Below are 21,756 nucleotides of genomic sequence, written 5' to 3'. Positions count from 1 at the left end.
GCTTCGGTGATGCGCAGCTTGTTGCTGTCGTTGGCAGCAGACAGGTTGGACGGCATCACGGCATCGGTACGCTCGCAGATGGTGGCCATGATGGTCACTGCTTCCAGCGGGTACTTACCCTTGGCGGATTCACCGGACAGCATCACTGCGTCGGTACCGTCCAGGATGGCGTTGGCCACGTCACCAGCTTCGGCGCGGGTCGGACGCGGGTTCTTGATCATGGAGTCCAGCATCTGGGTGGCAGTGATAACCACTTTGCGGGCTTTGTTGCACTTGGCGATGATCATCTTCTGGGCGAAGATAACTTCTTCAACCGGGATCTCTACACCCATGTCGCCACGAGCAACCATGATGCCGTCGGAAACAGCCAGGATCTCGTCGAAGTTGTCCAGACCTTCCTGGTTTTCGATCTTGGAGATGATCTGGATGTTCTCGCCACCGTGGGCTTTCAGGTGCTCACGGATTTCCAGAACGTCTTCTTTCTTACGGATGAAAGAAGCAGCAACGAAATCAACGCCTTGCTCGCAACCGAAGATCAGGTCGCGCTTGTCTTTCTCGGCCAGGGCCGGCAGCTTGATGGAGACGCCCGGCAGGTTAACGCCTTTGTTCTCGCCCAGATCACCGTTGTTCAGCACTTTACAGATAACTTCGCGCTCGGTGATTTCGATAACGTCCAGACCGATCAGGCCGTCATCAACCAGGATACGGTTGCCGACGCGCAGATCGTTGGCGAAACCGGCATAGGTCACGGCCACTTTGTCTTTGTTGCCAACCACAGTCTGGTCGGTGGTGAAGGTGAAAGTCTGGCCAGCGACCAGCGCGACGTCGTTGCCGCCTTCCAGCTTCATGGTACGGATTTCCGGACCCTTGGTGTCCAGCAGGATAGCTGCGTGCTTGCCGGTCTCGGCCATCACAGCGCGCAGGTTGCTGATGCGGCTGCCGTGCTCGGCGTAGTCACCGTGGGAGAAGTTCAGGCGCATGACGTTCATGCCGGCGTCCAGCATTTTGGCCAGCATTTCTTTGGATTCGGTCTTCGGACCGATGGTGCAGACAATTTTGGTCTTTTTCATGTCAATCTTCATGGTTAAGGAATTTCCGCCGAGCAATATACACCAGTTTTTGGAATCTTTTTATGATCCAGAAACAACGTTTTGACCAGATAACGTTTTCTTTTCAGGGATAACGTTTTCCTGTGAGTCACATTTTAGAGCATACGGCCACAGGTTCGGGCTGAAGGGATACAAATGTTGCCATCTGTGGTTGTTTGGCCGGGTTGAGGTTCAGATGTTGTAAAATGACCACCCGTTCGCTGTCACCGTCTTGTCACCGGCTTGCGCAAAAATGTTAGTTCATTGGCGCGCGGGTGAAGGAGGTCGGGATGAAAAACAGCCATGAAACCGGATGGGCGCTGCTCTTGCTGGGCGCCGCCCTGCTGGTGGTTCAGACGCTTCCAGCTCGCTACTGGCCTGATAATGCCGGTCTGCTGGCGATCTTCTCCCATCCAGTGAAAGGGGAGGCGGCCGCCGAGGGATTGGCGTGGCGAGAGTGGCAGGATCACAGTGCAGCGACCCGGATGGCGCTTCGTGCAGCCCGACCACTGCCGGATGCTCCTTAGCCTTGATATCTATTGCTGCTTACCGGTCGTGAAGGCGTGAAATTATCAACCATTAGTTGATAGTTCTTATCTATCTTGCTGGATTGTCCACCTTTCATGGCGGGAGGATAATCGATTCCAACAGCGATATCCCCTCCGGTATCGCCCCCTGATACTTTGTTGGAGTCTGCTTTATGTCCCTCGCCCCCGTCTGGTTTATCTCTCACGGCGCACCGGATCTGGTGCTGCGTGAGCAACCCGCCACCCGCTTTCTGCGAACCCTGCGTCTGGGTGAGCTCAAGGGGCTGGTGGTCATCTCCGCCCACTGGTTCAGCCGCGAGCTGCAGATCAACGTCGAGCCCAAACCGGAGCTGATGTACGACTTTTACGGCTTCCCCGAGCCCCTCTACCGGATGCGCTGGCCTGCCAGCAGCCCCGAGTGGTTGCTGCAGGGGGTGAGCGACCAGCTGGCACTGGCCGGACTGACCGCCACCCCGGTGCGGCGCGAGCTGGATCACGGGGTCTGGTCACCGCTCTCCCTGATCGACCCAAACAGCGAGATCCCGCTGGTGCAGGTCTCCATTCCCGCGAGCTTCACCCCGGCCCAGTTGTGGCAGTTGGGAGAGGTGTTGGGGGCACTGCGCAGTCAGGGGATTGGCATCCTCGCCTCCGGCGCCATCACCCACAACCTGCGGGCGCTGGCACCGGAAGGCTCGCCGGTGCCGGAGTGGGCCAGCCTGTTTGTCGACTGGCTGGAGCAGAAGATGGCCGACGAGGATCGGCTGGCGCTGCTCGACTATCGTCGGCTGGCTCCAGGCGCGGTGGAGTCCCATCCCCACGACGATCATCTGCGCCCGCTCTTTGTGGCGTTGGGGGCGGCCGATGGTGTGGCGCCCACCCGGCTGCACGAGAGCTGGGATGGCGGCAGCCTCTATATGGGCGCCTACCGCTTCGGCTGATAGCCTCTCAACAAGACCCCGCCAATTGGCGGGGTCTTGTTATTTACGGCGTGGTGGATCGATGGTAGTGGTGATTGAGCCGAAGGCCCTCAGGGAACCACTACCCGGCTCTCGCCGCCGCCGAGGGCTTCGACCCTGATCTGCACGCCAATCCGCTCCACCAGCGTCTGGACGTGGGAGATGACTCCGATCTGGCGGCCGGCGGCCTGCAGGGAGTCGAGGCTGGCGAGCGCCAGATCCAGGCTGTCCGGATCCAGGGTGCCAAACCCCTCGTCGATAAACAGCGATTCGACCTGGGTCTGCCGCGACGAGAGGCTGGAGAGGGCCAGCGCCAGCGCCAGCGACACCAGAAAACTCTCGCCGCCGGAGAGGGAGTCCACCGAACGCACCTCGTCCCCCATGTCGAGATCCACCACCTGCAGCGCCAGATCGGTGCCGGGTACCCGCTCCAGCCGGTAGCGCGGCGACAGCTCGGCGAGCTGGGCGTTGGCCTCCAGCAGCAGACGCTCGAGGGTGAGGCTCTGGGCGAAGGTGCGGAACTTGGCGCCGTTGGCTTGCCCGATCAGATCGCACAGCTGCTGCCAGTGGTCGGCCACTGCCTGCTGGGCGGCCAGCTCCTGTTGCAGGCTACCCGCCTTGAGGGCGGCGGCTTCGGCCTGTGCCAGCTTGCTCTTGTACTCGAACAGCTGCTCTTCAAGGGCGCGGCAGCGGGCATCGAGCGCCACCAGCTGCTCGCTCAGCTCTGCATCCGGCAGGGCGGCCAGCTCGGGGTGGTGCTCGCGATAGCGATCCCGCTTGCTCTCCTCCAGTGCCAGCGCCCGTTGCCGCTCGGCAAGGCGGGTGCGCGCCTCGCCAAGGGCATCTTCCAACCCTTGCAGGGCAGTGCGGCGAGCCTTGAGTTCATCGGGGCTGATGGCGAGCAGACGGCGCAGGTCGTACTCGGCGATGCCGAGGGTAGTGGCGTGGGCTGCCCAGCGCCCCAGTACCTCCCGCTTGCGGCGGCTGCTGGTCTGCTTTTCCTGCTCCACATGGGTGAGGCGGGTCTTGAGCTCGGTCTGCCGCTCCCGCAGAGCACGGGCGCCGCTTTGCATCTGCTCCAGTTCGCTGGCGAGTTGTTGCAGCCGCTGTTGCCAGCGGCTCTCGACCAGCGGGATCTCCTCGCCATTCAGACAGGCGGCGCGGCTGGTGAGCAGCCCCTGCCGCTGCTGCTCATGCTCCTTGTAGTCCCGCTCGAGTTTGTGCAGCAGCTCGCGCTGGGTCTGCAGGCGCGCCTCCTGCGCGCTCAGGGCAGGGGTGAGGCTGGCGATCTCGCTGGCCAGCCGCTCCCACTCGCTCTGGCCGTGCAGCCAGGCTTCGCAGGTCCGTTGCCACTCGTGCCACTGCTGGCTGCCGAGCCACTGGCGCCAGGGTTGGCCGCCCATCTGTTCATCGAGGCGGTGGGCGCCCTGTTCGAGGCGCTGGCGCAGGGTCGCCTCCTGCTCACCCATGCCTTTCACTTCCCCTTCCAGTGCGATGCGCTGGCGATCGGCCTCCTGCCACTGCTGGTCAAACTGCTGGTGCTGGGCAGCCAGTTGGCTCAGTTGTTGACGCACCCCTTGCAGCTGTTGTTGGCCAAGCTGGGCCTGACGCAGCTGCTGCTGGCTCTGGGCCAGCCCCTGCTCCAGCGCCTGGCCACGGCCAAGCAGGGTGCTCATCAGCTCGTTCCACTCAATGGGGCTTTGGCGCAGCGGCAGCGAATGGCCGAGCAGGGTATCGCCTCCCAGTTGCAGCCAGCGCTGGGTCAGCTGTTCGGCGCGCGCTTCCAGCTCCGGCAGGTGCTGCTGGCGCACTGCCAGCTGGCGAGCCAGCTCCTGACGCTCGCTCTCGCACTGAATGTATTGGTGGTTGAGCCGCTCCCACTCCAGTTCGAGGCTTCTGACCCGCTCCGCCAGCTGACCGAGAATACCCGCCACCTGCGGCTGGCTCTGGCTGTAGGGGTGCTCCTCGGCGCCGCAGAGCGGGCAAGGTTCTCCATCGCTCAGGATATGGCGATACTGCTCGAAGCTGGCGATGGCGCGGGACTGCTCCAGCGCATGGCGCGCCTCATCCCGCTGCAGGGCGAGCCGCTCGCGGGCGGGGGCCAGCTCTTCGCTTAGGGTGGCGAGCTTGCCAAGGGCCTGCTCCAGCTGGGCAATCTCCTGCTGCAAGCGGCCATGTTGTTCGCCGTGGTTGCGGCCATAATCGGCCAGCTCCAGCAGCTGGCGCAGCTGTCCCAGCTGTTCGGTTTGCTGCTGCCACTGCTCCTGCGCCTTGGCGAGGCGGCTCTCCCACTGCTGCTCCTGCAGCTCGTTCTGTTGCTGTTGCAGCCGAGCTTGTTCATGTTGCCAGTAGTCGCGCTCCTGCTGACCTTGCTCCAGCTGGCGCTGCAACTGTTGCAGGGCGCGCAGCTTGTGATCCCGCAGGGTGAGCAGCTGTTGTAGCTTGTCGGCATCCTCGGCCCAATCCTGCATGGCGGTGAGCAGGGGCTGCCACTGGCGAGCAACCGGTGCCAGCTCCTTGTGCTCTTCGAGCCAGAGCCCCCACTGCTGGTGTTGCTGCTTGAGCAGTTCTACCTGTCGGCTCTGCTCGCGCCAGCCCTGTTCGAGAGTGAGCTGGACCTCCCGCTCCTGCGCCCCCTCCTGCTGGATCTTCTGCAACTGCTGCACTTTTTCCCGGATGCGGGTATCGAGCTCCTGCGCCCGCTTGAGTTCGGGTTGCAGGGCGCCCCATTCCCGCTCGGCGGCGATCTTCTCCGCCAGCAGCTGCTGTTCGGTCAGCGCGCTCTGCTGGGTCTGCGCCTCGAGCTTGGCCAGCTCCGGCCCCAGCTCGGCGATCACCTTCTCCTGCTGCTGCACTTCGAGGGTGAGGCGGGCCAGCTCGTTGTGATCGGCGCGGGCCACCTGAGCCTGCTCGGCGCGGGCAAACTCGTCGCGCTCGGGGGCGGCGGCGCCGTGGGCCTGCAGGGCGGCATCGAGCGCTGCTTGTCCCTCGGCGCAGCCCTGCAACTGGGCGGCAATGCGGCTGTTGAGGTCGCGCAAGTCCTGCATCAGCTGCTGTTGCTGCTGCTCGTGCTTGAGGGTGGTGGAGAGGCTCACCTGCTGGCTCACCCACTGTTCGCGGGTGGCCTCGTCCATCAGCTCTACGTCGCCGAGGCGCTGGGCAATGGTGGCCAGCTTCTGCTGCTCTTCCCGCGCCCGTTCATAGGTCTGGATGGAGATGGCGGAGTAGAGCTCGGTGCCGGTCATCCGTTCGAGCAGGGCGGAGCGCTCGTTGGCATCCGATTTGAGGAAGGCGGCAAACTCCCCCTGCGGCAGGATCACCGCGCGGCGGAACTGCTCCCAGGAGAGACCCACCAGCTCGTCGATGCGATCCTGCAGCTCCCGCTTGCTGCCGGAGAAAACCTGCCCGGACTCCACATCGGTCAGGGTGCGCTCCTGCGCCTGAAAGCGCCCCTCCGAGCGGTTTCGCGCCCGGCGCACCGCCCAGCGGGCCAGCCAGATGCGACCATCGCAACCACGAAACTGCACCTCGGCAAAGCCGCTGGCGTGGCCGCGACTGAGAATGCCGCGCACGTCGTTGGCCTTGAGCTTCTCCTCGTCATCCATGCGGCCCACTTCGGCCACGTTCTTGCGATTGGCGATAAAGCGCGGCATCTCGTCGTATAAGGCCAGACAAATGGCGTCGAGCAGGGTGCTTTTGCCTGCGCCTGTGTTGCCGGTGATGGCAAACAGACCCGCGGCGCCGAGCGCCCCCCTGGTAAAGTCGATGGTGAAGGGGCCGGTCAGACTGGCCAGATTCTCACCTGACAGAGACAAGATTTTCATTGGTTTGACTCCTTCACCTGCTCCAGGATCTCTTCAAACGAGGCAACCAGCCCAGCCTCGGGCTCCCCTTCAAACTGGCGCTGATAGCAGAGGCGAAACACCTCGGTGGGGGAGAGCTCATCCAGCCTGCGCCGCTCGCGACCATCGGCCAGCCCTTCGCCAGAGCCCTGATATTGGGTGCTGATGCGGGCCAGACGCACCGGCTTGTCTGCGATAGCGGCGAGAATCCGCTCGCGAATGCGCGCCTCGGGCTTGGGCAGCAGCAGCCGCACTTCGAGGAAGGGTTGTGCCTCTTGTGGACAATCAGGCAGCTCGAGCGATGCGATGGCGTTCAGCGCGTCGTCGAGGGAGCTCTGGGGCAGGCGGATCATCTCCACCGCGCGGGGCACCGGGATCCGCTCCAATCCGGCCAGTTTCCCCCTCGCAAAGGTCACTTCCAGCACCTGATGGTTGTAGTTCGCTTCGGCAAGCGAAAGCGGCAGCGGCGAGCCGCTGTAGTGCACCCCCTCGGCCGGGCTCTGGGCCAGATGGAGGTGACCGAGCGCCGTGTAGTCGGCACCAGCAAAGAGTTCGGCAGGCAGGGCGTGCTGGTTGCCGCCGAGCACCCGCCGCTCTGAAAGCTCGGAGAGCTGGCCCGCCGCCAGATAGGCGTGGCCCATGGCGATGAGCGGCAGATCCTCGCCGCAGCGGGCGCGCCCTTCGGCCAGCACCTCGGCATAGACCTGCCGTACCCCTTCGATCAACCTATCCTGTCCCTCAGCCAGCTGCTCTACCCGCAGATCGCTGCTGCGCAGGAACGGCACGGCGGCGCACCAGGCGGCAATGTTGCCCTCCTTGTCTTGCAGCGGTACCAGCAGGCGGTCGGCCTCGAGCTTGCCCTCACTGTCGCGACTGATGCTGCCCACCAGATGCAGATCAAAGGCCCGCAGCAGCTCGTGGGGGGCATCCAGCTTGGAGGGAGAGTCGTGGTTGCCGCCGATCAGCACCATGTTGAGGTGGGGCATTTCAGCGCGGAGTCTGGCCAGAAAGCGGTAGAGCTGTTGCCAGGCGCTGGCGGGGGGATTGGCGGTATCAAACAGATCGCCCGCCACCAGCAGGGCGTCGATCTCGCGCACCTTGAGGGTGTCGCTCAGCCAGTCGAGAAAGGCATCGTGTTCAAAACGGCGGTCATGGCCATGAAGTTGATGGCCAAGGTGCCAGTCGGCGGTATGGAGGATTTTCATTGGAAAGCAGCCCGGTTGCAGGGATGGTGCCCGCGGCACCCGATGGAGACAAGATGAGGATGCCCCTTGCTTTTTTCAAGTAAAACAGGGGGCTGGCATCGATTCAGGCCGGTTCGCAGCACATCTTGTACTGGGGGTGACCGGTGAGGGGATCGGACTCTTCACCCTTGATGACGAAACCGTGGCGACGATAGAAACGTACCGCCTGATCGTTCTCGACGAAGACCCGGGCGTAGAGCGACGCCCCCTGACGCTTGGCCTCCTGCAGCAGGGCGTGGCCGACACCGCGACCCTGACGGTCGGGACGCACAAAGAGGGCGGCGAGATAGTTGTCCACCAGCGCCATAAAGCCGAGCAGATCGCCGCGCTCCTCAAACACCCAGATGGCGGCACGATCGAGATAGCGGGTACGCAGATCCTCCTGGGCCTGCCACCAGCAGGAGGCATCGACGAAATCGTGGGCCTGCAGGGAGGCCAGCAGCCAGATTTCGACGATCTCTTCCATATCTTCCGGGCGACTGGGCCGCAACATACCTTCATCCTTATTAACAATTTACTTTCGCAGTCTAGGAGAACTTGATGAACAAACTGGTGACATAAATGAGACCCTGTGAGGTCGATCGCCCTTTATTTAGCGAGAATGATTGGCTGATCACAAAGCGCCTCTCTAGTACAATGCCCGCCGGACAATCTAGAGACCGAGGACGCCATGTGGTTTAAAAACCTGCAGATTTATCGCTTTACCCGCCCCTTTGACCTGACCGTGGATCAGCTGGAAACCCAGCTGGAAGCCTGTGCCTTCACCCCTTGCGGCAGTCAGGACATCTCCCGTTTCGGGTGGGTCAAGCCCCTTGGCAAATTCGGCTCAACCCTGACTCACTCTGCCTCCGGTCACATCCTCATCTGCGCCCGCAAAGAGGAGAAGATGCTGCCCGGTACCGTGGTCAAGGAGATGCTGGCCGAGAAGGTAGAAGCGATCGAGTTCGAACAGGGACGCGCCCTCAAGAAGAAAGAGAAGGAGGCGCTGAAAGAGGAGATCCTCCACACCCTGCTGCCCCGTGCCTTTAGTCGTACCAGCCAGACCTTCGCCTGGATCAATCCGGCCGACAATTTAATGGTGGTGGACGCAGGTTCTGCCAAGAAGGCGGACGATCTGCTGGCACTGTTGCGCAAATCCATCGGCTCCCTGCCGGTGGTGCCGGTGGCTCTCAAGAACCCGCCGGAGATCACCATGACCGAGTGGTTGAACGAGGGCAACCTGCCTGCCTCCTTCACGCTGGAAGATGAAGCTGAGCTGCGTAGTGCCATGGAGCACGGCGGCATCATCCGCTGCAAGCAGCAGGATCTGATGACGGATGAAATCAAGAACCATCTGGCCAACGACAAGCTGGTGACCAAGCTGGCCCTAAACTGGGGCGAGACTGTCAGCTTCGTGCTGGGGGATGATCTCTCCATCAAGCGCCTGAAATTCAGCGAAGAGCTGCGCGAGCAGAACGACGACGTCACCAGCGAAGATCCGGCTGCCCGTCTGGATGCGGACTTCGCGCTGGTGACCGCCGAGCTGTCCCAGTTTATCCCGGCGCTGTTTGCCGCCCTGGGTGGCGAAGAGCAGTCCATCTAACCGGACATGCGCCTGTTTGGCCTCTGCCATCCCATCGTAAAAACCGCCTTCGGGCGGTTTTTTTTATATCTATTGCGGATAGCCATTATTGATAGATGAGTAAGATATTGATCTTGTTCAATAACTTGAGCTACCAGCGCCAATCGTGACATAGTCCCTCTTCATGGTCATAAAACAGACAAGGAGAGTGTCATGTTGCGCAAACCTCTGGGGCTCGCTATCGCCCTTGCCCTGCTGGCCGGTTGTGCCAGTGACAACGGCTTTCACTACACCCCGCCAGCCCAGACCCTGATCGCGCCAGAAGCCGCAATCTTCCGGGATCGGTGGCGGGACGCTGCTGCTGGTGTGGGATGGCCGCAAGGTGAGTGCGGTGGATGGCCGCGAGACGGCGCCGGCTGCCGCCACCGACCAGCTGTTTATGCAAGATGGCAAGCCGCTGGCGTTTTATGACGGGGTGGTCGGGGGCCGCTCGGTCGGCGTTCCCGGCACCCTGCGCGCTCTGGCACTGGCCCATCAGCGTTATGGCAAGTTGCCCTGGGCTGCGCTGTTCGAGCCCGCCATCACGCTGGCAGAACAAGGATTTGTAATAAGTCCACGGCTGGCCACATTGCTGGCCAAGGATCCCTATCTGGCACGGGATCCGCAGGCGCGAGCCTATTTCTATCAGACGGATGGCAGCCCCAAAACGGCGGGCACCCGGCTGACCAACCCGGCGCTGGCCAGGGTGTTGCGCACTCTGGCCACAGAGGGGGTGGATGCCTTCTATCAGGGGCCGCTGGCGGATGCCATGGTGGCCAAGGTTCGCCAGCATCCCACCAATCCCGGGGTACTGGCGGCCACCGATCTGGCCAGCTATCAGGCCAAACTGCGGGATGGCCTCTGCTTTGACTATCGCCAGAGCAAGATCTGCGGTTTCCCCACTCCTTCGTCCGGCACTCTGGCGCTCGGCCAGATTTTCGGCATGCTGGAGAGCCGTGATATGGCGGCCCTCAAGCCGATCACCACGAAGGAGGGGGGACTGGCTGCCTCCAGCGAGGCTATCCACCTCTACAGCGAAGCGGCGCGTCTCGCCTCGCCTTCGCCGATCGCAACCAGTACGTCGCCGACAGCGATTTTGTCAGCGTGCCGGTGCAGGGGTTGCTGGACAAGGGCTATCTGGCCGAGCGCGGCAAGCTTGTCGGTCAGCACTCCATGGGGATTGCCAAGCCCGGTACGCCGCCACTGGCGCTGGCGCGCGGCAAGGATGCGACTCCGGAACTCCCCTCTACCAGCCATGTCTCGATTGTCGACAAGGCGGGGATGGCCATCTCCATGACCAGCTCCATCGAGGATGGTTTCGGATCGCGTCAGATGGTCAACGGCTACCTGCTCAACAACCAGCTCACCGATTTCTCCTTCACCTCGGTGGATGCCGCCGGTCTGCCGGTGGCAAACCGGGTGGAGCCGGGCAAGCGGCCCCGCTCCTCCATGTCACCCCTGCTGGTGTTTGACAAGCCAAGCGGCGAGCTGACCATGACGCTGGGCTCGCCGGGGGGCTCCGCCATCATCAACTACGTGGGCAAGACCCTGCTCGGTACTCAGGATTGGGGCCTGAACCTGCAACAGGCCATCAACCTGCCCAACTTTGGCAGCCGCAACGGCCCCACCGAGCTGGAAGCGGGACGCACCCCCATGTCGGTGGTCGAGGGATTGAAGGAGAGGGGACACGAGGTGGTGCTAAATGAACAAACTTCCGGCCTGCAGGGGGTTGAGCGAAACGCTGGCGGCTGGTTTGGCGCAGCGGATCCGCGCCGGGAAGGGATCGCCAAGGGGGAGTGAGGTTCCCATAGCAACAAGGCCAGCATAATGCTGGCCTTGTTGTTGATGGAGCGTGACGGAGCGCTTACTGGATACCCAGCAGCTCCACGTCGAAGATCAGGACTGATCCCGGCGGGATTTTGCCAGCGGCCCGGTCACCGTAGGCGAGGTTGGCGGGGATGTAGAAACGGGTCTTCTCACCTTCCACCATCAGCTGTACCCCTTCGGTCCAGCCAGCGATCACCTGATTGAGGCCAAATTCGATGGGCTCGCCACGGGCTACCGAGCTGTCAAAGATGGTGCCGTCCAGCAGCTTGCCCTCGTAGTGCACCTTCACCTTGCTGGTGGCAGTGGGGTGAACGGTACCGGTACCCGGGGTCAGCACTTCGTACTGCAGGCCAGAGGCGGTGGTGGTCACCAGCGGCTTCTCCTTGTTGCTGGCGAGGAACTCGGCGCCAATCCGCACGTTGTCGGCCGCCAGCTTCTTGTTGTTGCTGCTGGAGTAGAAATAGTAGGCGACACCGGCGATGAGCAGCGCGATCAGTATGAATTTCATCGGTTTTTCCTGTTCCATGAAATGTAAAAAGTGCAATGAGGACGCCATCTTATCGCGCACCGCTCCTGATGGCGAGCCACAGGGCGGGAGGATGTGAGCGGGCAGGCAAAGCTCGGAGACGCAGACGCAAAAAGGGGCGAGTCGGTGACTCGCCCCTTGTCATGGCGGCGGCGCTTACTTGGCGGCCACCATCATCAGGGCGGGCAGGGCGAAGAAGAGACCCGTCACATAACCCAGAGCCAGCAGTTTGTTCTCGCTGCCGACCCGGGCCAGCCCCTCGGCGGCGCGCACCGGCAGGTCGCGCAGGAAGGGGATGCCATAGATGATGACCACGGCAAAGAGGTTGAACAGCACGTGGACCAGCGCGATGGTCAGGGCCAGCTGGGCACCGGCTCCGCTGATGGCGGTGGCAGCCAGCAGGGCGGTGATGGTGGTGCCGATATTGGCCCCCAGGGTGAAGGGGTAGAGCTGACGGGTGCTGAACACGCCGCCGCCGGCCAGCGGGATCATCAGGCTGGTGGTGGTGGAGGAGGACTGCACCATGATGGTCACCAGCGCGCCGGAGGTAATGCCGGTCAGTGGGCCACGGCCCAGCGCCTTGTGCAGCACCTCTTTGGCGCGGCCAACCAGTACCTGTTGCAGCACTTTGCCGAGATACGTGACGCAGGCGAGGATCAGCAGGATACCGATGATGATAGTGGCGATGGCAGCGCCCTTGCCTGGCAGGAAGGCAACGGCGCTGTCAATCAGCTGCTGGGCCGGTGCGGTCAGCGGCTTCATGAAGTCCATGCCCTTCATCGACATGTTGGCGGAGCCTACCAGCAGGTTGGCCAGCCACTCGGCGCTGTGTTGCAGCAGACCGAACATCAGCTCCAGCGGCAGGAAGATGAACACCGCCAGCAGATTGAAGAAGTCGTGCACGGTGGCGGCGGCGAAGGCGCGGCGGAACTCGGCGCGATCCCGCACATGGCCCATGGAGACAATGGTGTTGGTGATGGTGGTGCCGAGGTTGGCACCCATCACCATGGGGATGGCCATGCTGATGGGCAGGCCGCCAGCCACCAGACCGACGATCACCGAGGTGACGGTGCTGGAGGATTGCACCAGCGCGGTAGCGAGAATACCCAGCAGCAGGGCGACAAAGGGGTTGTTGGCAAAGGCGAAGATCTGGGCTGCGCCCTCGGCGCCGCCGGAGAAATCTTTGAAGCCGTGGGAGATGGCGCCCACGGCAACCAGGATCAGGTAGACCAGTACGATGACACTCATCCAGTTGAACAGGGCGCGGGTCGCGGGCGGCTGTGACAAGGAGTGATGGTGTTGCATAAAGCCTCTTGAGACGGTCGTTCCGTCTTGGGTTGTTGATGACCCGCGCATTTAATCAATGGTTAATGACAGAAATATGACAACGTGACATTTCGATGATGTTTTTATGACGACGAACTGCGGCGACAGGCGCTGACCGAGCCGGTTAGCTCTGGGGTGGCAAAAGGGGGGACGAAAGCACTGCCGCCTTGTCAGCCGGAATGTGATCGCTACACTGCGCCCCTTTATTGGCAAGCAGGAGTAAACAAGATGATGCGTGCATGGATCCTCTCTCTGTCGCTGGGGCTGCTCTCGGCAGGGGCACAGGCCAGCCTGTTGAAAACCGACTGCAACCTCGACAAGGCCCTCAAAAACGAAGCGGTGAATGCCACTCTGGGAGTCAAGGGCAACTGTGATACCAGCAAGCTGGTGAAGCAGGAGAAAGAGAAGGTGAAAGCTGAGGTGCAAAAAGGCCGCACCGACCTGCTGGGCGAGAAGCGTGCCGACCTCAAGGAGAGCGGCAACGGTATGCAGCAGAAGATGGACAAGGCAAACCAGCAGCTGCACAAGGCGGAGCAGGATGCCAAGAGCATCGCTCGCGATCCGCTCAAGGCTGCGGCGACCGCCGTACTGGATAAGCAGTAAGCAGACCGGGCCCAAGCCCGTGTGACCGGCCACAGACCGGCAGCAAGAAGGGGAGCCATGGCTCCCCTTCTGTCTATCCATTATCCGCAAAGGATCAGGCGTCAGCCGCCTCTTCGTACTGACGGAACGGGATGCGGAACACCGCCAGACGCAGGAACAGATAGGTTGCGCCGAGACCAGCCCAGATCAGGCCCAGCTCCAGCGAGCTCTGCTCCAGGTTGATCCACAGAGCACCTATGGTGGCGGCGCCGAGCAGCGGCATCAACAGGTAGATGACGTGATCCTTGAGGGTCTTGTTGCGCTTCTCGCGCACCCAGAACTGACCGATCACCGACAGGTTGACGAAGCTGAACGCCACCAGTGCGCCGAAGTTGACCAGCGCCAGCGCGGTATCCAGATCAAACGAGACGGCGGAGAGGGCCAGACCACCCACCATCAGCACGTTGATGGCTGGGGTGCGGTATTTCGGGTGGATGTAGCCAAACACCCGCTCCGGGATCATGCGGTCACGACCCATCACGTAGAGGATGCGCGACACACCGGCGTGAGCCGCCATGCCGGAGGCCAGTACCGCGACCGTGGTGCAGACCAGCACTACCGACTGGAAGAAGGTGCCGCCGACGTAGAGGGCGATCTCCGGCAGTACCGCATCCGGATGCTGGAAGCGGGCGAGGTTCGGGAAGTAGAGCTGCAGGCAGTAGGAGACCACCACGAAGATGATGCCGCCGATAAGAGCCGTCAGCACGATCGCCTTGGGGATCACCTTGCCGGCGTTCGGAGTCTCTTCGGAGAGAGAGCTGAGACCGTCAAAGCCCAGAAACGAGAAGCAGAGGATGGTTGCACCGGTGAAGAGCGGCACCAGTTGTGCTGACTCGAAGTGGAACGGACGGCTGCTCATCAGGGTGCCGGCGCCTTCGCCGTGATAGATGCCCCATGCCATCAGACCGATGAAGATGGTGATGATGGCCAGCTGGATCACCACGATGAGGCCATTGAAGTTGGCCACCAGGTTGATGCCGCGCAGGTTGAGGAAGGTCATCACGGTCACCAGACCGAAGATGAAGACCCAGGGCTCGACGCCCGGAAACATGGCGGTCAGGTAGATCTTGGCCAGCAGGATGTTGATCATCGGCATGAACATGTAGTCGAGCAGGGAGGACCAGCCGACCATGAAACCGATGTAGGGGTTGAACACCTTCTGGGCGTAGGTATAGGCAGAGCCCGCAGAGGGGAACTTGCGTACCAGATGGCCGTAGCTGAAGGCGGTCAGCAGGATGCCGCCGAGGGCCAGCAGATAGGCAGTGGCGACCCGGCCTTCGGTGATGTCACCGACGATGGCGAAGGTATCGAATACAGCCATGGGGGTCAGGTAGGCCAAACCCATGACGATCACTTGGGTCAGGGTCAGGGTTTTGAGCAGCTTGGCGCCTTGAGATGCCATTACGCTTTCTCCTCAATCAGTGCCGCAGCACGTGCTTGCAACGAGTACAGGATTGCGGTGGATTCGCAGGCCTGCAGATCAAAGGCGCCGGGGAGGCGCAAACCGGTATTAGCCGGCAGGAAAGCATTGAAACGCCCCATGTTTTTCCTCATTAACGTCGGGAGATTGTTGGCAATCTCGGGTATCACTTCCGGAACGTTTCCGGCCTCTGGTGGTGGGTTTGCACTGCTCTTCAAAATACAAAAACCGATGTCGCAGTGAACATCGGTCCTTTATTGGCGGCGTATTGTGCATTCGGTCAGCCCCCTTGACAAGCAAAAAAGGGCGGATTAACGCATTTTTTTGCATACGCACGGAGCAGGTAAGTGGTCACTCGCCCCCTGCAGCTGTCCCCGAGCAGCTCCCCCCTTTTCGGGGGGGAAGAGAACCCTGTCGTAACGTATGAAAAGTCGGCAAATTGGGGCTGCAGGGTGCATAGCGCCTCAACATTGATCCTGATCATATTTGGCGGCGTTCCCCCGGGCTCGAGTCCAGCGAACTTATCTGCTGGCGGGGGATGGGAGGGGGTGAAATGGAAAAAGAGTGATTGCATATCCATTCACATTAGTGACTAATGATAGGAGGCGACGCGGCTCGGGCCATGGCACGGCGAGCAGCCCGGCTGGGTAGTTATTTGAAATCAGTCACACTTCCTGCAGAAACCGCGTTTCTGGCAACCAGCTCGCCGCAAAAACAACAAGGAGCTCGCAGGCTCCTTGTTTTGTATGGCGGTATGGTTGAGCCGCGATTACTGGGCGATCTCCACCTTGTCAGCAGGTTGTAGCGGGATGCGGAACACGGTGAGGCGCAGGAACAGGTAGATGGCACCCAGCGCCGCCCAGATCAGCCCCAGCTCGAAGGAGGCGGGTTCCAGATTGAGCCACAACACCCCGATGCAGGCGGCGCCACAGAGCGGCAGCAGCAGGTACATCAGGTGATCCTTGAGACACTTGTTGCGGCCCAGCTTCACATAGAAGTGGGCAATCACCGCCAGATTGACGAAGGTGAAGGCCACCAGGGCGCCAAAGTTGATCAGTGCCAGTGCCATCTCGAGATCGAACGATACCGCGGAGAGGGCCAGCAGACCGACCAGCAGCACATTGCATGCCGGGGTCTGCCACTTCGGATGCACATAGGAGAAGAAGCGACTCGGCAGAGCGCGATCACGACCCATTACATAAAGCAGGCGCGACACCCCGGCGTGAGAGGCGAGTCCCGAGGCCAGCACCGCCACCGTAGTGCAGACCAGTACCACCGCCTGGAACAGTTTGCCACCGACATAGAGAGCGATCTCCGGCAGGACTGCATCCGGTTGCTTGAAGCGGGAGATGTCCGGGAAGTAGAGCTGCAGGAAGTAGGACGTGCTGACAAACAGCACACCGCCGATCAGCGCCGTCAGCACGATGGCGCGGGGGATCACCCGATCCGCGTCCGGTGTCTCTTCCGACAGGGTGCTGATGGCATCAAAGCCGAGGAACGACAGACAGAGGATGGAGGCACCCATCAACAACGGCGAGATGTTGATCTGCTCGGAGAAGAAGGGACGGCTGCTGGCCACGGTCCCCAACCCTTCACCGTTGTGGACGCCCCAGGCGATCAGGCCGATGAAGACGGCGATAATACTGAACTGCATGATGACGATCAGGCTGTTGAAGTTGGCCACCAGCTTGATGCCGCGCAGGTTGAGTATGGTCATCACCGCGGCCAGTCCGAAGATATAGGTCCAGGGCTCCACCTCGGGGAAGAGAGCCTGCAGATAGATCTTGGCCAGCAGCATGTTGATCATCGGCATGAACATATAGTCGAGCAGGGAGGTCCAGCCCACCATAAAGCCGACATAGGGGTGAAACACCTTCTGGGCATAGGTATAGGCGGAGCCTGCCGACGGGAACTTGCGTACCAGATGGCCGTAGCTCAGGGCTGTGAACAACATGCCGATGAGGGCAAAGAGGTAGGCGGTCGGCACATGGCCTTCGGTAATTTCGGTGACGATGCCGAAGGTATCGAATACCGCCATGGGAGTGAGGTAGGCAAGACCCATGACCACGACCTGCCACAGTTTCAGGGTCTTTTTCAGACCAACCGGTTGGGCGTTCATCATGCCTGTTCCTCACGCGGTGCCAGGGCGGCACACTCCATCAACGAAACCGGGAGAGAGGCCCGGGAATCAAGGGCGCCGGGGTGGCGCGCGCCGGTCAGAGCCGGCAGGAAAGCATAGAGATGCCCCATGTTGTTCCTCACAGAATGTGGTGTCGGGAGATTGCTGCCAATCTCGCTATCTTTTCCGGGGGTTATCCGGCCTCGTTTATGGGTTTGTTCGCTGCACAAAAAGGACCGGTGAGATGTGGTGATACCGGTCCTTGCAGTGGCGGCGCATTGTGCATTTGCAGGGCCCCCTTGACAAGTAAAAAAGGGGGGCGAAACTGCATTTTTTTGCACAGGTTAGCGATTGCTTTCCTGCTGGTCAGTCCAGCACGGCCTCCAGCGATTTTTCAAGGAGTCGCAACCCTTCGTCAATCACTGCCGCAGGGGCGGTAAGGGGGGCGAGAAAACGGATGACATTTGCGCGCACCCCGCATGAGAGCAGGATCAGACCGCGCTTGCCCGCCTCGGTCACCAGACGTTTGGTTAGGTCGGGATCGGGCCGGCTGGCATCACGTTGTTTCACCAGTTCCATGGCCACCATGGCTCCGGGTCCACGAATTTGACCTATGCAGTCAAAACGCTCGGCTATGCGTTCCAGTCCCGCCTTGATCTGCTCACCTTGCGCCTGGGCCTTCTGGTTGAGCTGCTCCTCTTCGATCACCTGCAACACCGCCAGCGCGGCGGCGCAGGCAATGGGGGAACCGGCATAGGTGCCACCCAGGCCCCCCGGCTTGGCGGCGTTCATGATCTCTGCCTTGCCGACTACTGCAGAGAGCGGGAAGCCCCCCGCTAGACTCTTGGCCAGGGTCATGATGTCCGGCTCGATGCCGGCATACTCGGTGGCGAAGGTCTTGCCGGTGCGGCAGAAGCCGCTCTGGATCTCGTCACAGATGAGCAGAATGCCGTGCTGATCGCAGATGCTGCGCAGCTTCTGCATAAAGCTCGGGGAGGCGGGATAGAAGCCCCCTTCTCCCTGTACCGGCTCGATGATGATGGCGGCAACGCGGGAGGGTTCGATGTCGGCGCTGAAGCAGAGATCGAGGGCGTACAGGGCATCCTCTTCACTTACCCCCAGATAGTCGGCGGGGAAGGGGATGTGGTAGACCTCACCCGGGAAGGGGCCAAAGCCGGTCTTGTAGGGGACCACCTTGCCGGTGAGCGCCATCCCCATCATGGTGCGGCCGTGAAAGCCCCCCTTGAAAGCGATGGTGCCGCTGCGACCGGTATGGGCGCGGGCGATCTTGATGGCGTTCTCGACTGCCTCGGCACCGGTGGAGAGAAACAGGGTGCGTTTCGGGGTCGGGCCGGGCACCAGGGCGTTGAGCTTTTCGGCAAGCTCGATATAGCCCGGGTAAGGGGTGACCTGAAAGCAGGTGTGGCTGAATTTTTCCAGCTGCTCGCGCACCGCCGCCACCACCTTCGGGTGGTTGTGGCCGGTGTTGAGCACGGCGATGCCGGAGGCAAAGTCGATGTAGCGGTTGCCCTCCACATCCCACAGCTCGGCATTTTGCGCACGGTCGATAAAGACCGGCAGCAGGGTGCCGACGCCGTTGACCACGGCCGCTTCACGGCGTGCTTGCCACGCCTTGTTTGATTCTGACTGACTCATCTTTCCTCCCTGAGGGGCCGCAGCCCCTGATATTCCCTGAAAATGTGGCAGGCGTTTTGGCGCCCATTACCGCCGAACAGCCCATCGGGCCAGATCGGCGGCCTGTCGTCTCTGTTTTACTGCCCTAGCGAATGGCGCCAAAGCAGAGATATTTGGTCTCCAGATACTCCTCCAGCCCCTCGGCGGCCCCTTCCCGGCCCAGACCTGACTCCTTGATGCCGCCGAAGGGAGCCAGCTCAGTTGAAATGATCCCCTCGTTGATGCCGACCATGCCGTATTCAAGCTGCTCGGCGACGCGCCAGACACGGGCGATATCGCGGCCATAGAAGTAGGCGGCGAGCCCATAAGGGGTATCGTTAGCCAGCGCGATGGCTTCAGCTTCCGTCTCGAAGCGCACCAGCGGGGCGACCGGGCCGAAGATCTCCTCCTGCAGGATGGGGTTGGTTTTATCCACCTTGCCCAAAATGGTGGGTTGGTAGAAGAGGGGGCCGGCGGGGTGGGCTTCGCCCCCCTGCAGCACTTCGGCACCGGCGGCGACTGATTGCTGCACCAACTCGGCCACCTTGCTGGCGGCAGCCGGGTTGATAAGCGGGCCGATCTGGGTGCCCTCCGCCATACCATCTCCCACCTTGAAGGCTCTGACGGCAGCGGTCAGCTTCTCGGCGAAGGCGTCATAGACACTGGCCTGCACCAGAATGCGGTTGGCACAGACGCAGGTTTGCCCGGCGTTGCGGTATTTGGAGGCGAGTGCCCCGGCCACGGCGGCGTCGAGGTCGGCGTCGTCAAAGACGATAAAGGGGGCGTTACCGCCCAGCTCCAGCGACAGCTTTTTCATGGTGTCGGCGCATTGGCGCATCAGCAGCTTGCCGATGCGGGTGGAGCCGGTGAAGGAGAGCTTGCGCACCACCGGATTGCTGCACAGCTCGTTGCCCACAGCGCTCGCCTGATGGCTGGTGACGATATTGATGACACCGGCGGGGATGCCCGCCTGCTCGGCCAACACCGCCAGCGCCAGCGCGCAGAGCGGCGTTTCTGCGGCGGGTTTGATGACGATGGTGCAACCCGCTGCCAGCGCAGGGCCCGCCTTGCGGGTGATCATGGCAATGGGGAAGTTCCACGGAGTGATGGCGGCGACTACCCCGACCGGCTGCTTGATGGTGGCCAGCCGGCGATCGCCGCTAAAACCCGGGATGGTGCGGCCATAGGCGCGCTTGCCCTCCTCGGCGAACCACTGGATAAAGCTGGCGCCATAGGCCACCTCGCCCTTGGCTTCTGCCAGCGGCTTGCCCTGCTCGCAGGTCATGATGCGCGCCAGCTCGTCGCTATGGGTTGTGATGGCGGCAAACCAGGCGTAGAGCTTGTTGCTGCGCTCCTTGGCGGTCAGCGCAGCCCAGGCGGGTTGCGCCGCGTGGGCGGCCGCGATGGCGCGGCGGGTATCCTCGGCATCCATGTCGGGCACCTGGGTAATGACGGCCCCGCTGGCAGGATTGGTCACCTCGAAGGTGCGGCCGCTGGCGGCCTCGCACCAGTGACCAGCTATATAGGCACGGGATTTGATCAAGCTTTGATTGGAACTGGTAGCGGACATGGCAAGCCTCGATGATGAAACCTGGCAGCAAGGTGGCGATGATGCGGCTCATCCTGTACTGCTGCCGTATAAAATAATAAGCACAGAGAGACCATAAATTGAGCGCAAATGTTTTTCAAGTGTTAAATATATTTGAATTGTTGGTGTGTCGCATGCTAGAAATTGGGCTGTGTAGCGCAGTTTAACCAGATGAACAGGGTGTCGCATGATAAGTGGTGTGCAAAATAATGAACGCCAGGCTGTGTAAGATAGCAAACAGTGATGCCATGGCTGGTCCGCTATTTTAACCAGTGGCAACAGGGAGGTGGCCAATGTACCAACGTGACAAGGGAATCGATGGCGGAGGCCTGCCATGAGCGGCGCGCCAACCCAGAGCAGCAGTACCCGCTCCGGTCAGGGGGCTGCACGGCAGGCGAGCATGGGGGAGCGGCTGGCAGCGGTGCGTCATCAACTGGGGCTCTCCCAGCGGAGGGCGGCCGAGCTGAGCGGCCTGACCCACGGTGCTATCTGCATGATCGAGCAGGATAAGGTGAGCCCCTCGGTCGCCTCGCTGCAAAAGCTGCTCACCGTATATGGCTTGCCACTGTCACGCTTTTTTGCCGAAGAGGAGCTGAGTCGCCCGCCGCAGGTGGTGATCAAGGGTGATCAGTTGATCGAGCTGGGCAGTCAGGGGGTCTCGATGAAGCTGGTGCACAACGGCAACAACCGCCGCCAGCTCGGCTTTATGCTGGAGACCTACCCCCCGGGCACCGACACCGGTGGTCAGGTGACCCACCAAGGAGAAGAGGTGGGCACTGTGCTGGAGGGTTCGGTGATCCTGACCGTGGCAGGAGAGAGTTATCAGCTGGAGGCGGGTGACAGCTATGTGATCGACACTGGCGAACCCCACAGCTTCAGCAATCCGTCGGGGGAGACCTGTCGCATCGTCAGTGCCCATACCCCGGCCAGTTTTTAATCTTGGAATAGGGTTTGCCAACCAAACCGGTAAGGAAACAGGATCATGACCGAACATGTAAACAGTTACTACGCAGCCAGCGCCAATAAACACGCGCCCTACCCGACACTGACCGAGCAGCTGGAGTGCGATGTCTGCGTCATCGGGGCGGGGTATACCGGCCTCTCCAGTGCCCTGCATCTGGTGGAGAAGGGCTACAAGGTGGTGGTACTGGAGGCAGCCCGGGTCGGTTTTGGCGCCAGCGGCCGCAACGGCGGCCAAATAGTCAACTCCTACAGCCGCGACATTGACACCATAGAAGCGAACTGCCCGCCGGATCAGGCCAGGCTGCTCGGTTCCATGCTGTTTGAGGGGGGGCAGATCATCCGCGAGCGGATCAAACGCTACAACATCCAGTGCGATCTGCAGGAGGGGGGCGTCTTTGCCGCCGAGACCGAGAA

Annotated in this window: 17 protein-coding genes and 1 pseudogene; 7 read left to right on the top strand and 11 right to left on the bottom strand. The window is 61.6% G+C overall.

Features of this window, described 5'->3' with window-relative positions:
- On the bottom strand, window positions 1-1,070 hold a 1,070-nt coding region (gene pykF, locus G5358_RS13930; RefSeq protein WP_421324261.1), incomplete at its 3' end, for a pyruvate kinase PykF.
- Between the two features lie 308 nt (window positions 1,071-1,378).
- Here pykF and G5358_RS13925 point away from each other — a divergent pair.
- Together G5358_RS13925 and G5358_RS13920 are read left to right on the top strand one after the other, a co-directional pair.
- The gene (locus G5358_RS13925; protein ID WP_139732564.1) at window positions 1,379-1,615 is read left to right on the top strand and encodes a hypothetical protein; all 237 of its coding nucleotides are present in this window, start codon (window positions 1,379-1,381) and stop codon (window positions 1,613-1,615) included.
- A gap of 173 nt (window positions 1,616-1,788) precedes the next feature.
- Window positions 1,789-2,553 carry a DODA-type extradiol aromatic ring-opening family dioxygenase gene (locus G5358_RS13920; protein WP_244775463.1) on the top strand — a complete coding sequence of 255 codons (765 nt, stop codon included), beginning with the start codon at window positions 1,789-1,791 and terminating at the stop codon, window positions 2,551-2,553.
- Between the two features lie 89 nt (window positions 2,554-2,642).
- Here G5358_RS13920 and G5358_RS13915 read toward each other — a convergent pair whose 3' ends face one another.
- The 3 genes from G5358_RS13915 to G5358_RS13905 form a co-directional block, all read right to left on the bottom strand.
- On the bottom strand, window positions 2,643-6,395 hold the full coding sequence (locus tag G5358_RS13915; RefSeq protein WP_421324260.1) for an AAA family ATPase: 3,753 nt from the start codon (window positions 6,393-6,395) through the stop codon (window positions 2,643-2,645).
- Window positions 6,392-7,618 carry an exonuclease SbcCD subunit D C-terminal domain-containing protein gene (locus tag G5358_RS13910; RefSeq protein WP_421324259.1) on the bottom strand — a complete coding sequence of 409 codons (1,227 nt, stop codon included), beginning with the start codon at window positions 7,616-7,618 and terminating at the stop codon, window positions 6,392-6,394. Before G5358_RS13910 ends, G5358_RS13915 begins: the two co-directional genes overlap by 4 nt.
- Window positions 7,619-7,721: 103 nt before the next feature.
- The gene (locus G5358_RS13905; RefSeq protein ID WP_216978334.1) at window positions 7,722-8,150 is read right to left on the bottom strand and encodes a GNAT family N-acetyltransferase; all 429 of its coding nucleotides are present in this window, start codon (window positions 8,148-8,150) and stop codon (window positions 7,722-7,724) included.
- A 177-nt stretch (window positions 8,151-8,327) separates the two neighbouring features.
- Here G5358_RS13905 and rdgC point away from each other — a divergent pair, with 177 nt between their 5' ends.
- Complete coding sequence (gene rdgC / locus G5358_RS13900; RefSeq protein ID WP_005347467.1) at window positions 8,328-9,239, top strand: recombination-associated protein RdgC; 912 nt, start codon at window positions 8,328-8,330, stop codon at window positions 9,237-9,239.
- Window positions 9,240-9,431: 192 nt separating this feature from the next.
- Window positions 9,432-11,057: pseudogene (locus G5358_RS13895) on the top strand (gamma-glutamyltransferase family protein).
- Between the two features lie 64 nt (window positions 11,058-11,121).
- On the opposite strand, the gene G5358_RS13890 reads toward G5358_RS13895, so the two are convergent.
- Window positions 11,122-11,592, bottom strand: a complete 471-nt coding sequence (locus G5358_RS13890; RefSeq protein ID WP_206875596.1) for an FKBP-type peptidyl-prolyl cis-trans isomerase — start codon at window positions 11,590-11,592, stop codon at window positions 11,122-11,124.
- A gap of 174 nt (window positions 11,593-11,766) precedes the next feature.
- Window positions 11,767-12,915 (bottom strand): sodium:phosphate symporter, encoded by a 1,149-nt coding sequence (locus G5358_RS13885; RefSeq protein ID WP_005338243.1) that lies wholly within the window; start codon window positions 12,913-12,915, stop codon window positions 11,767-11,769.
- Between the two features lie 249 nt (window positions 12,916-13,164).
- Between G5358_RS13885 and G5358_RS13880 the strand changes: the two genes are divergently transcribed.
- A complete protein-coding gene (locus G5358_RS13880; RefSeq protein ID WP_421171738.1) occupies window positions 13,165-13,539 on the top strand; it encodes a hypothetical protein in 375 nt (124 codons plus the stop codon).
- Between the two features lie 94 nt (window positions 13,540-13,633).
- On the opposite strand, the gene G5358_RS13875 is transcribed toward G5358_RS13880, so the two are convergent.
- The 5 genes from G5358_RS13875 to G5358_RS13855 form a co-directional block, all read right to left on the bottom strand.
- Complete coding sequence (locus G5358_RS13875) at window positions 13,634-14,980, bottom strand: APC family permease (protein WP_421324258.1); 1,347 nt, start codon at window positions 14,978-14,980, stop codon at window positions 13,634-13,636.
- Complete coding sequence (locus G5358_RS13870; RefSeq protein WP_167334751.1) at window positions 14,980-15,120, bottom strand: hypothetical protein; 141 nt, start codon at window positions 15,118-15,120, stop codon at window positions 14,980-14,982. The genes G5358_RS13875 and G5358_RS13870 overlap by 1 nt, the downstream gene beginning before the upstream one ends.
- A 647-nt stretch (window positions 15,121-15,767) precedes the next feature.
- Window positions 15,768-17,117 carry an APC family permease gene (locus tag G5358_RS13865; protein ID WP_216954322.1) on the bottom strand — a complete coding sequence of 450 codons (1,350 nt, stop codon included), beginning with the start codon at window positions 17,115-17,117 and terminating at the stop codon, window positions 15,768-15,770.
- A 366-nt stretch (window positions 17,118-17,483) separates the two neighbouring features.
- Window positions 17,484-18,773: a 4-aminobutyrate--2-oxoglutarate transaminase gene (gabT, locus tag G5358_RS13860; protein WP_421249331.1), complete on the bottom strand. Its 1,290-nt coding sequence runs from the start codon at window positions 18,771-18,773 to the stop codon at window positions 17,484-17,486.
- Between the two features lie 124 nt (window positions 18,774-18,897).
- Complete coding sequence (locus tag G5358_RS13855) at window positions 18,898-20,361, bottom strand: NAD-dependent succinate-semialdehyde dehydrogenase (protein WP_421324257.1); 1,464 nt, start codon at window positions 20,359-20,361, stop codon at window positions 18,898-18,900.
- Between the two features lie 418 nt (window positions 20,362-20,779).
- Between G5358_RS13855 and puuR the strand changes: the two genes are divergently transcribed.
- Both puuR and G5358_RS13845 read left to right on the top strand, forming a co-directional pair.
- The gene (gene puuR / locus G5358_RS13850; RefSeq protein ID WP_337072501.1) at window positions 20,780-21,316 is read left to right on the top strand and encodes an HTH-type transcriptional regulator PuuR; all 537 of its coding nucleotides are present in this window, start codon (window positions 20,780-20,782) and stop codon (window positions 21,314-21,316) included.
- Between the two features lie 45 nt (window positions 21,317-21,361).
- A partial coding sequence (locus G5358_RS13845) for an NAD(P)/FAD-dependent oxidoreductase (protein WP_421324256.1) occupies window positions 21,362-21,756 on the top strand: 395 nt, incomplete at its 3' end.

Source organism: Aeromonas sp. 604176, assembly GCF_049170755.1.
In the GTDB taxonomy this organism is placed as follows: Bacteria; Pseudomonadota; Gammaproteobacteria; order Enterobacterales; family Aeromonadaceae; genus Aeromonas; species Aeromonas veronii_A.
The sequence above is the reverse complement of the archived record's forward strand: the minus strand, read 5'-3'. Positions and strand labels throughout refer to the sequence as shown.

Excerpts from the sequence above, each read along its gene's own strand:
- G5358_RS13925 (WP_139732564.1), top strand. The coding sequence starts at position 1,379 with ATGAAAAACAGCCATGAAACCGGATGGGCGCTGCTCTTGCTGGGCGCC.
- G5358_RS13920 (WP_244775463.1), top strand. The coding sequence starts at position 1,789 with ATGTCCCTCGCCCCCGTCTGGTTTATCTCTCACGGCGCACCGGATCTG.
- G5358_RS13915 (WP_421324260.1), bottom strand. The coding sequence starts at position 6,395 with ATGAAAATCTTGTCTCTGTCAGGTGAGAATCTGGCCAGTCTGACCGGC.
- G5358_RS13910 (WP_421324259.1), bottom strand. The coding sequence starts at position 7,618 with ATGAAAATCCTCCATACCGCCGACTGGCACCTTGGCCATCAACTTCAT.
- G5358_RS13905 (WP_216978334.1), bottom strand. The coding sequence starts at position 8,150 with ATGTTGCGGCCCAGTCGCCCGGAAGATATGGAAGAGATCGTCGAAATC.
- rdgC (WP_005347467.1), top strand. The coding sequence starts at position 8,328 with ATGTGGTTTAAAAACCTGCAGATTTATCGCTTTACCCGCCCCTTTGAC.
- G5358_RS13890 (WP_206875596.1), bottom strand. The coding sequence starts at position 11,592 with ATGAAATTCATACTGATCGCGCTGCTCATCGCCGGTGTCGCCTACTAT.
- G5358_RS13885 (WP_005338243.1), bottom strand. The coding sequence starts at position 12,915 with ATGCAACACCATCACTCCTTGTCACAGCCGCCCGCGACCCGCGCCCTG.
- G5358_RS13880 (WP_421171738.1), top strand. The coding sequence starts at position 13,165 with ATGATGCGTGCATGGATCCTCTCTCTGTCGCTGGGGCTGCTCTCGGCA.
- G5358_RS13875 (WP_421324258.1), bottom strand. The coding sequence starts at position 14,980 with ATGGCATCTCAAGGCGCCAAGCTGCTCAAAACCCTGACCCTGACCCAA.
- G5358_RS13870 (WP_167334751.1), bottom strand. The coding sequence starts at position 15,120 with ATGGGGCGTTTCAATGCTTTCCTGCCGGCTAATACCGGTTTGCGCCTC.
- G5358_RS13865 (WP_216954322.1), bottom strand. The coding sequence starts at position 17,117 with ATGAACGCCCAACCGGTTGGTCTGAAAAAGACCCTGAAACTGTGGCAG.
- gabT (WP_421249331.1), bottom strand. The coding sequence starts at position 18,773 with ATGAGTCAGTCAGAATCAAACAAGGCGTGGCAAGCACGCCGTGAAGCG.
- G5358_RS13855 (WP_421324257.1), bottom strand. The coding sequence starts at position 20,361 with ATGTCCGCTACCAGTTCCAATCAAAGCTTGATCAAATCCCGTGCCTAT.
- puuR (WP_337072501.1), top strand. The coding sequence starts at position 20,780 with ATGGGGGAGCGGCTGGCAGCGGTGCGTCATCAACTGGGGCTCTCCCAG.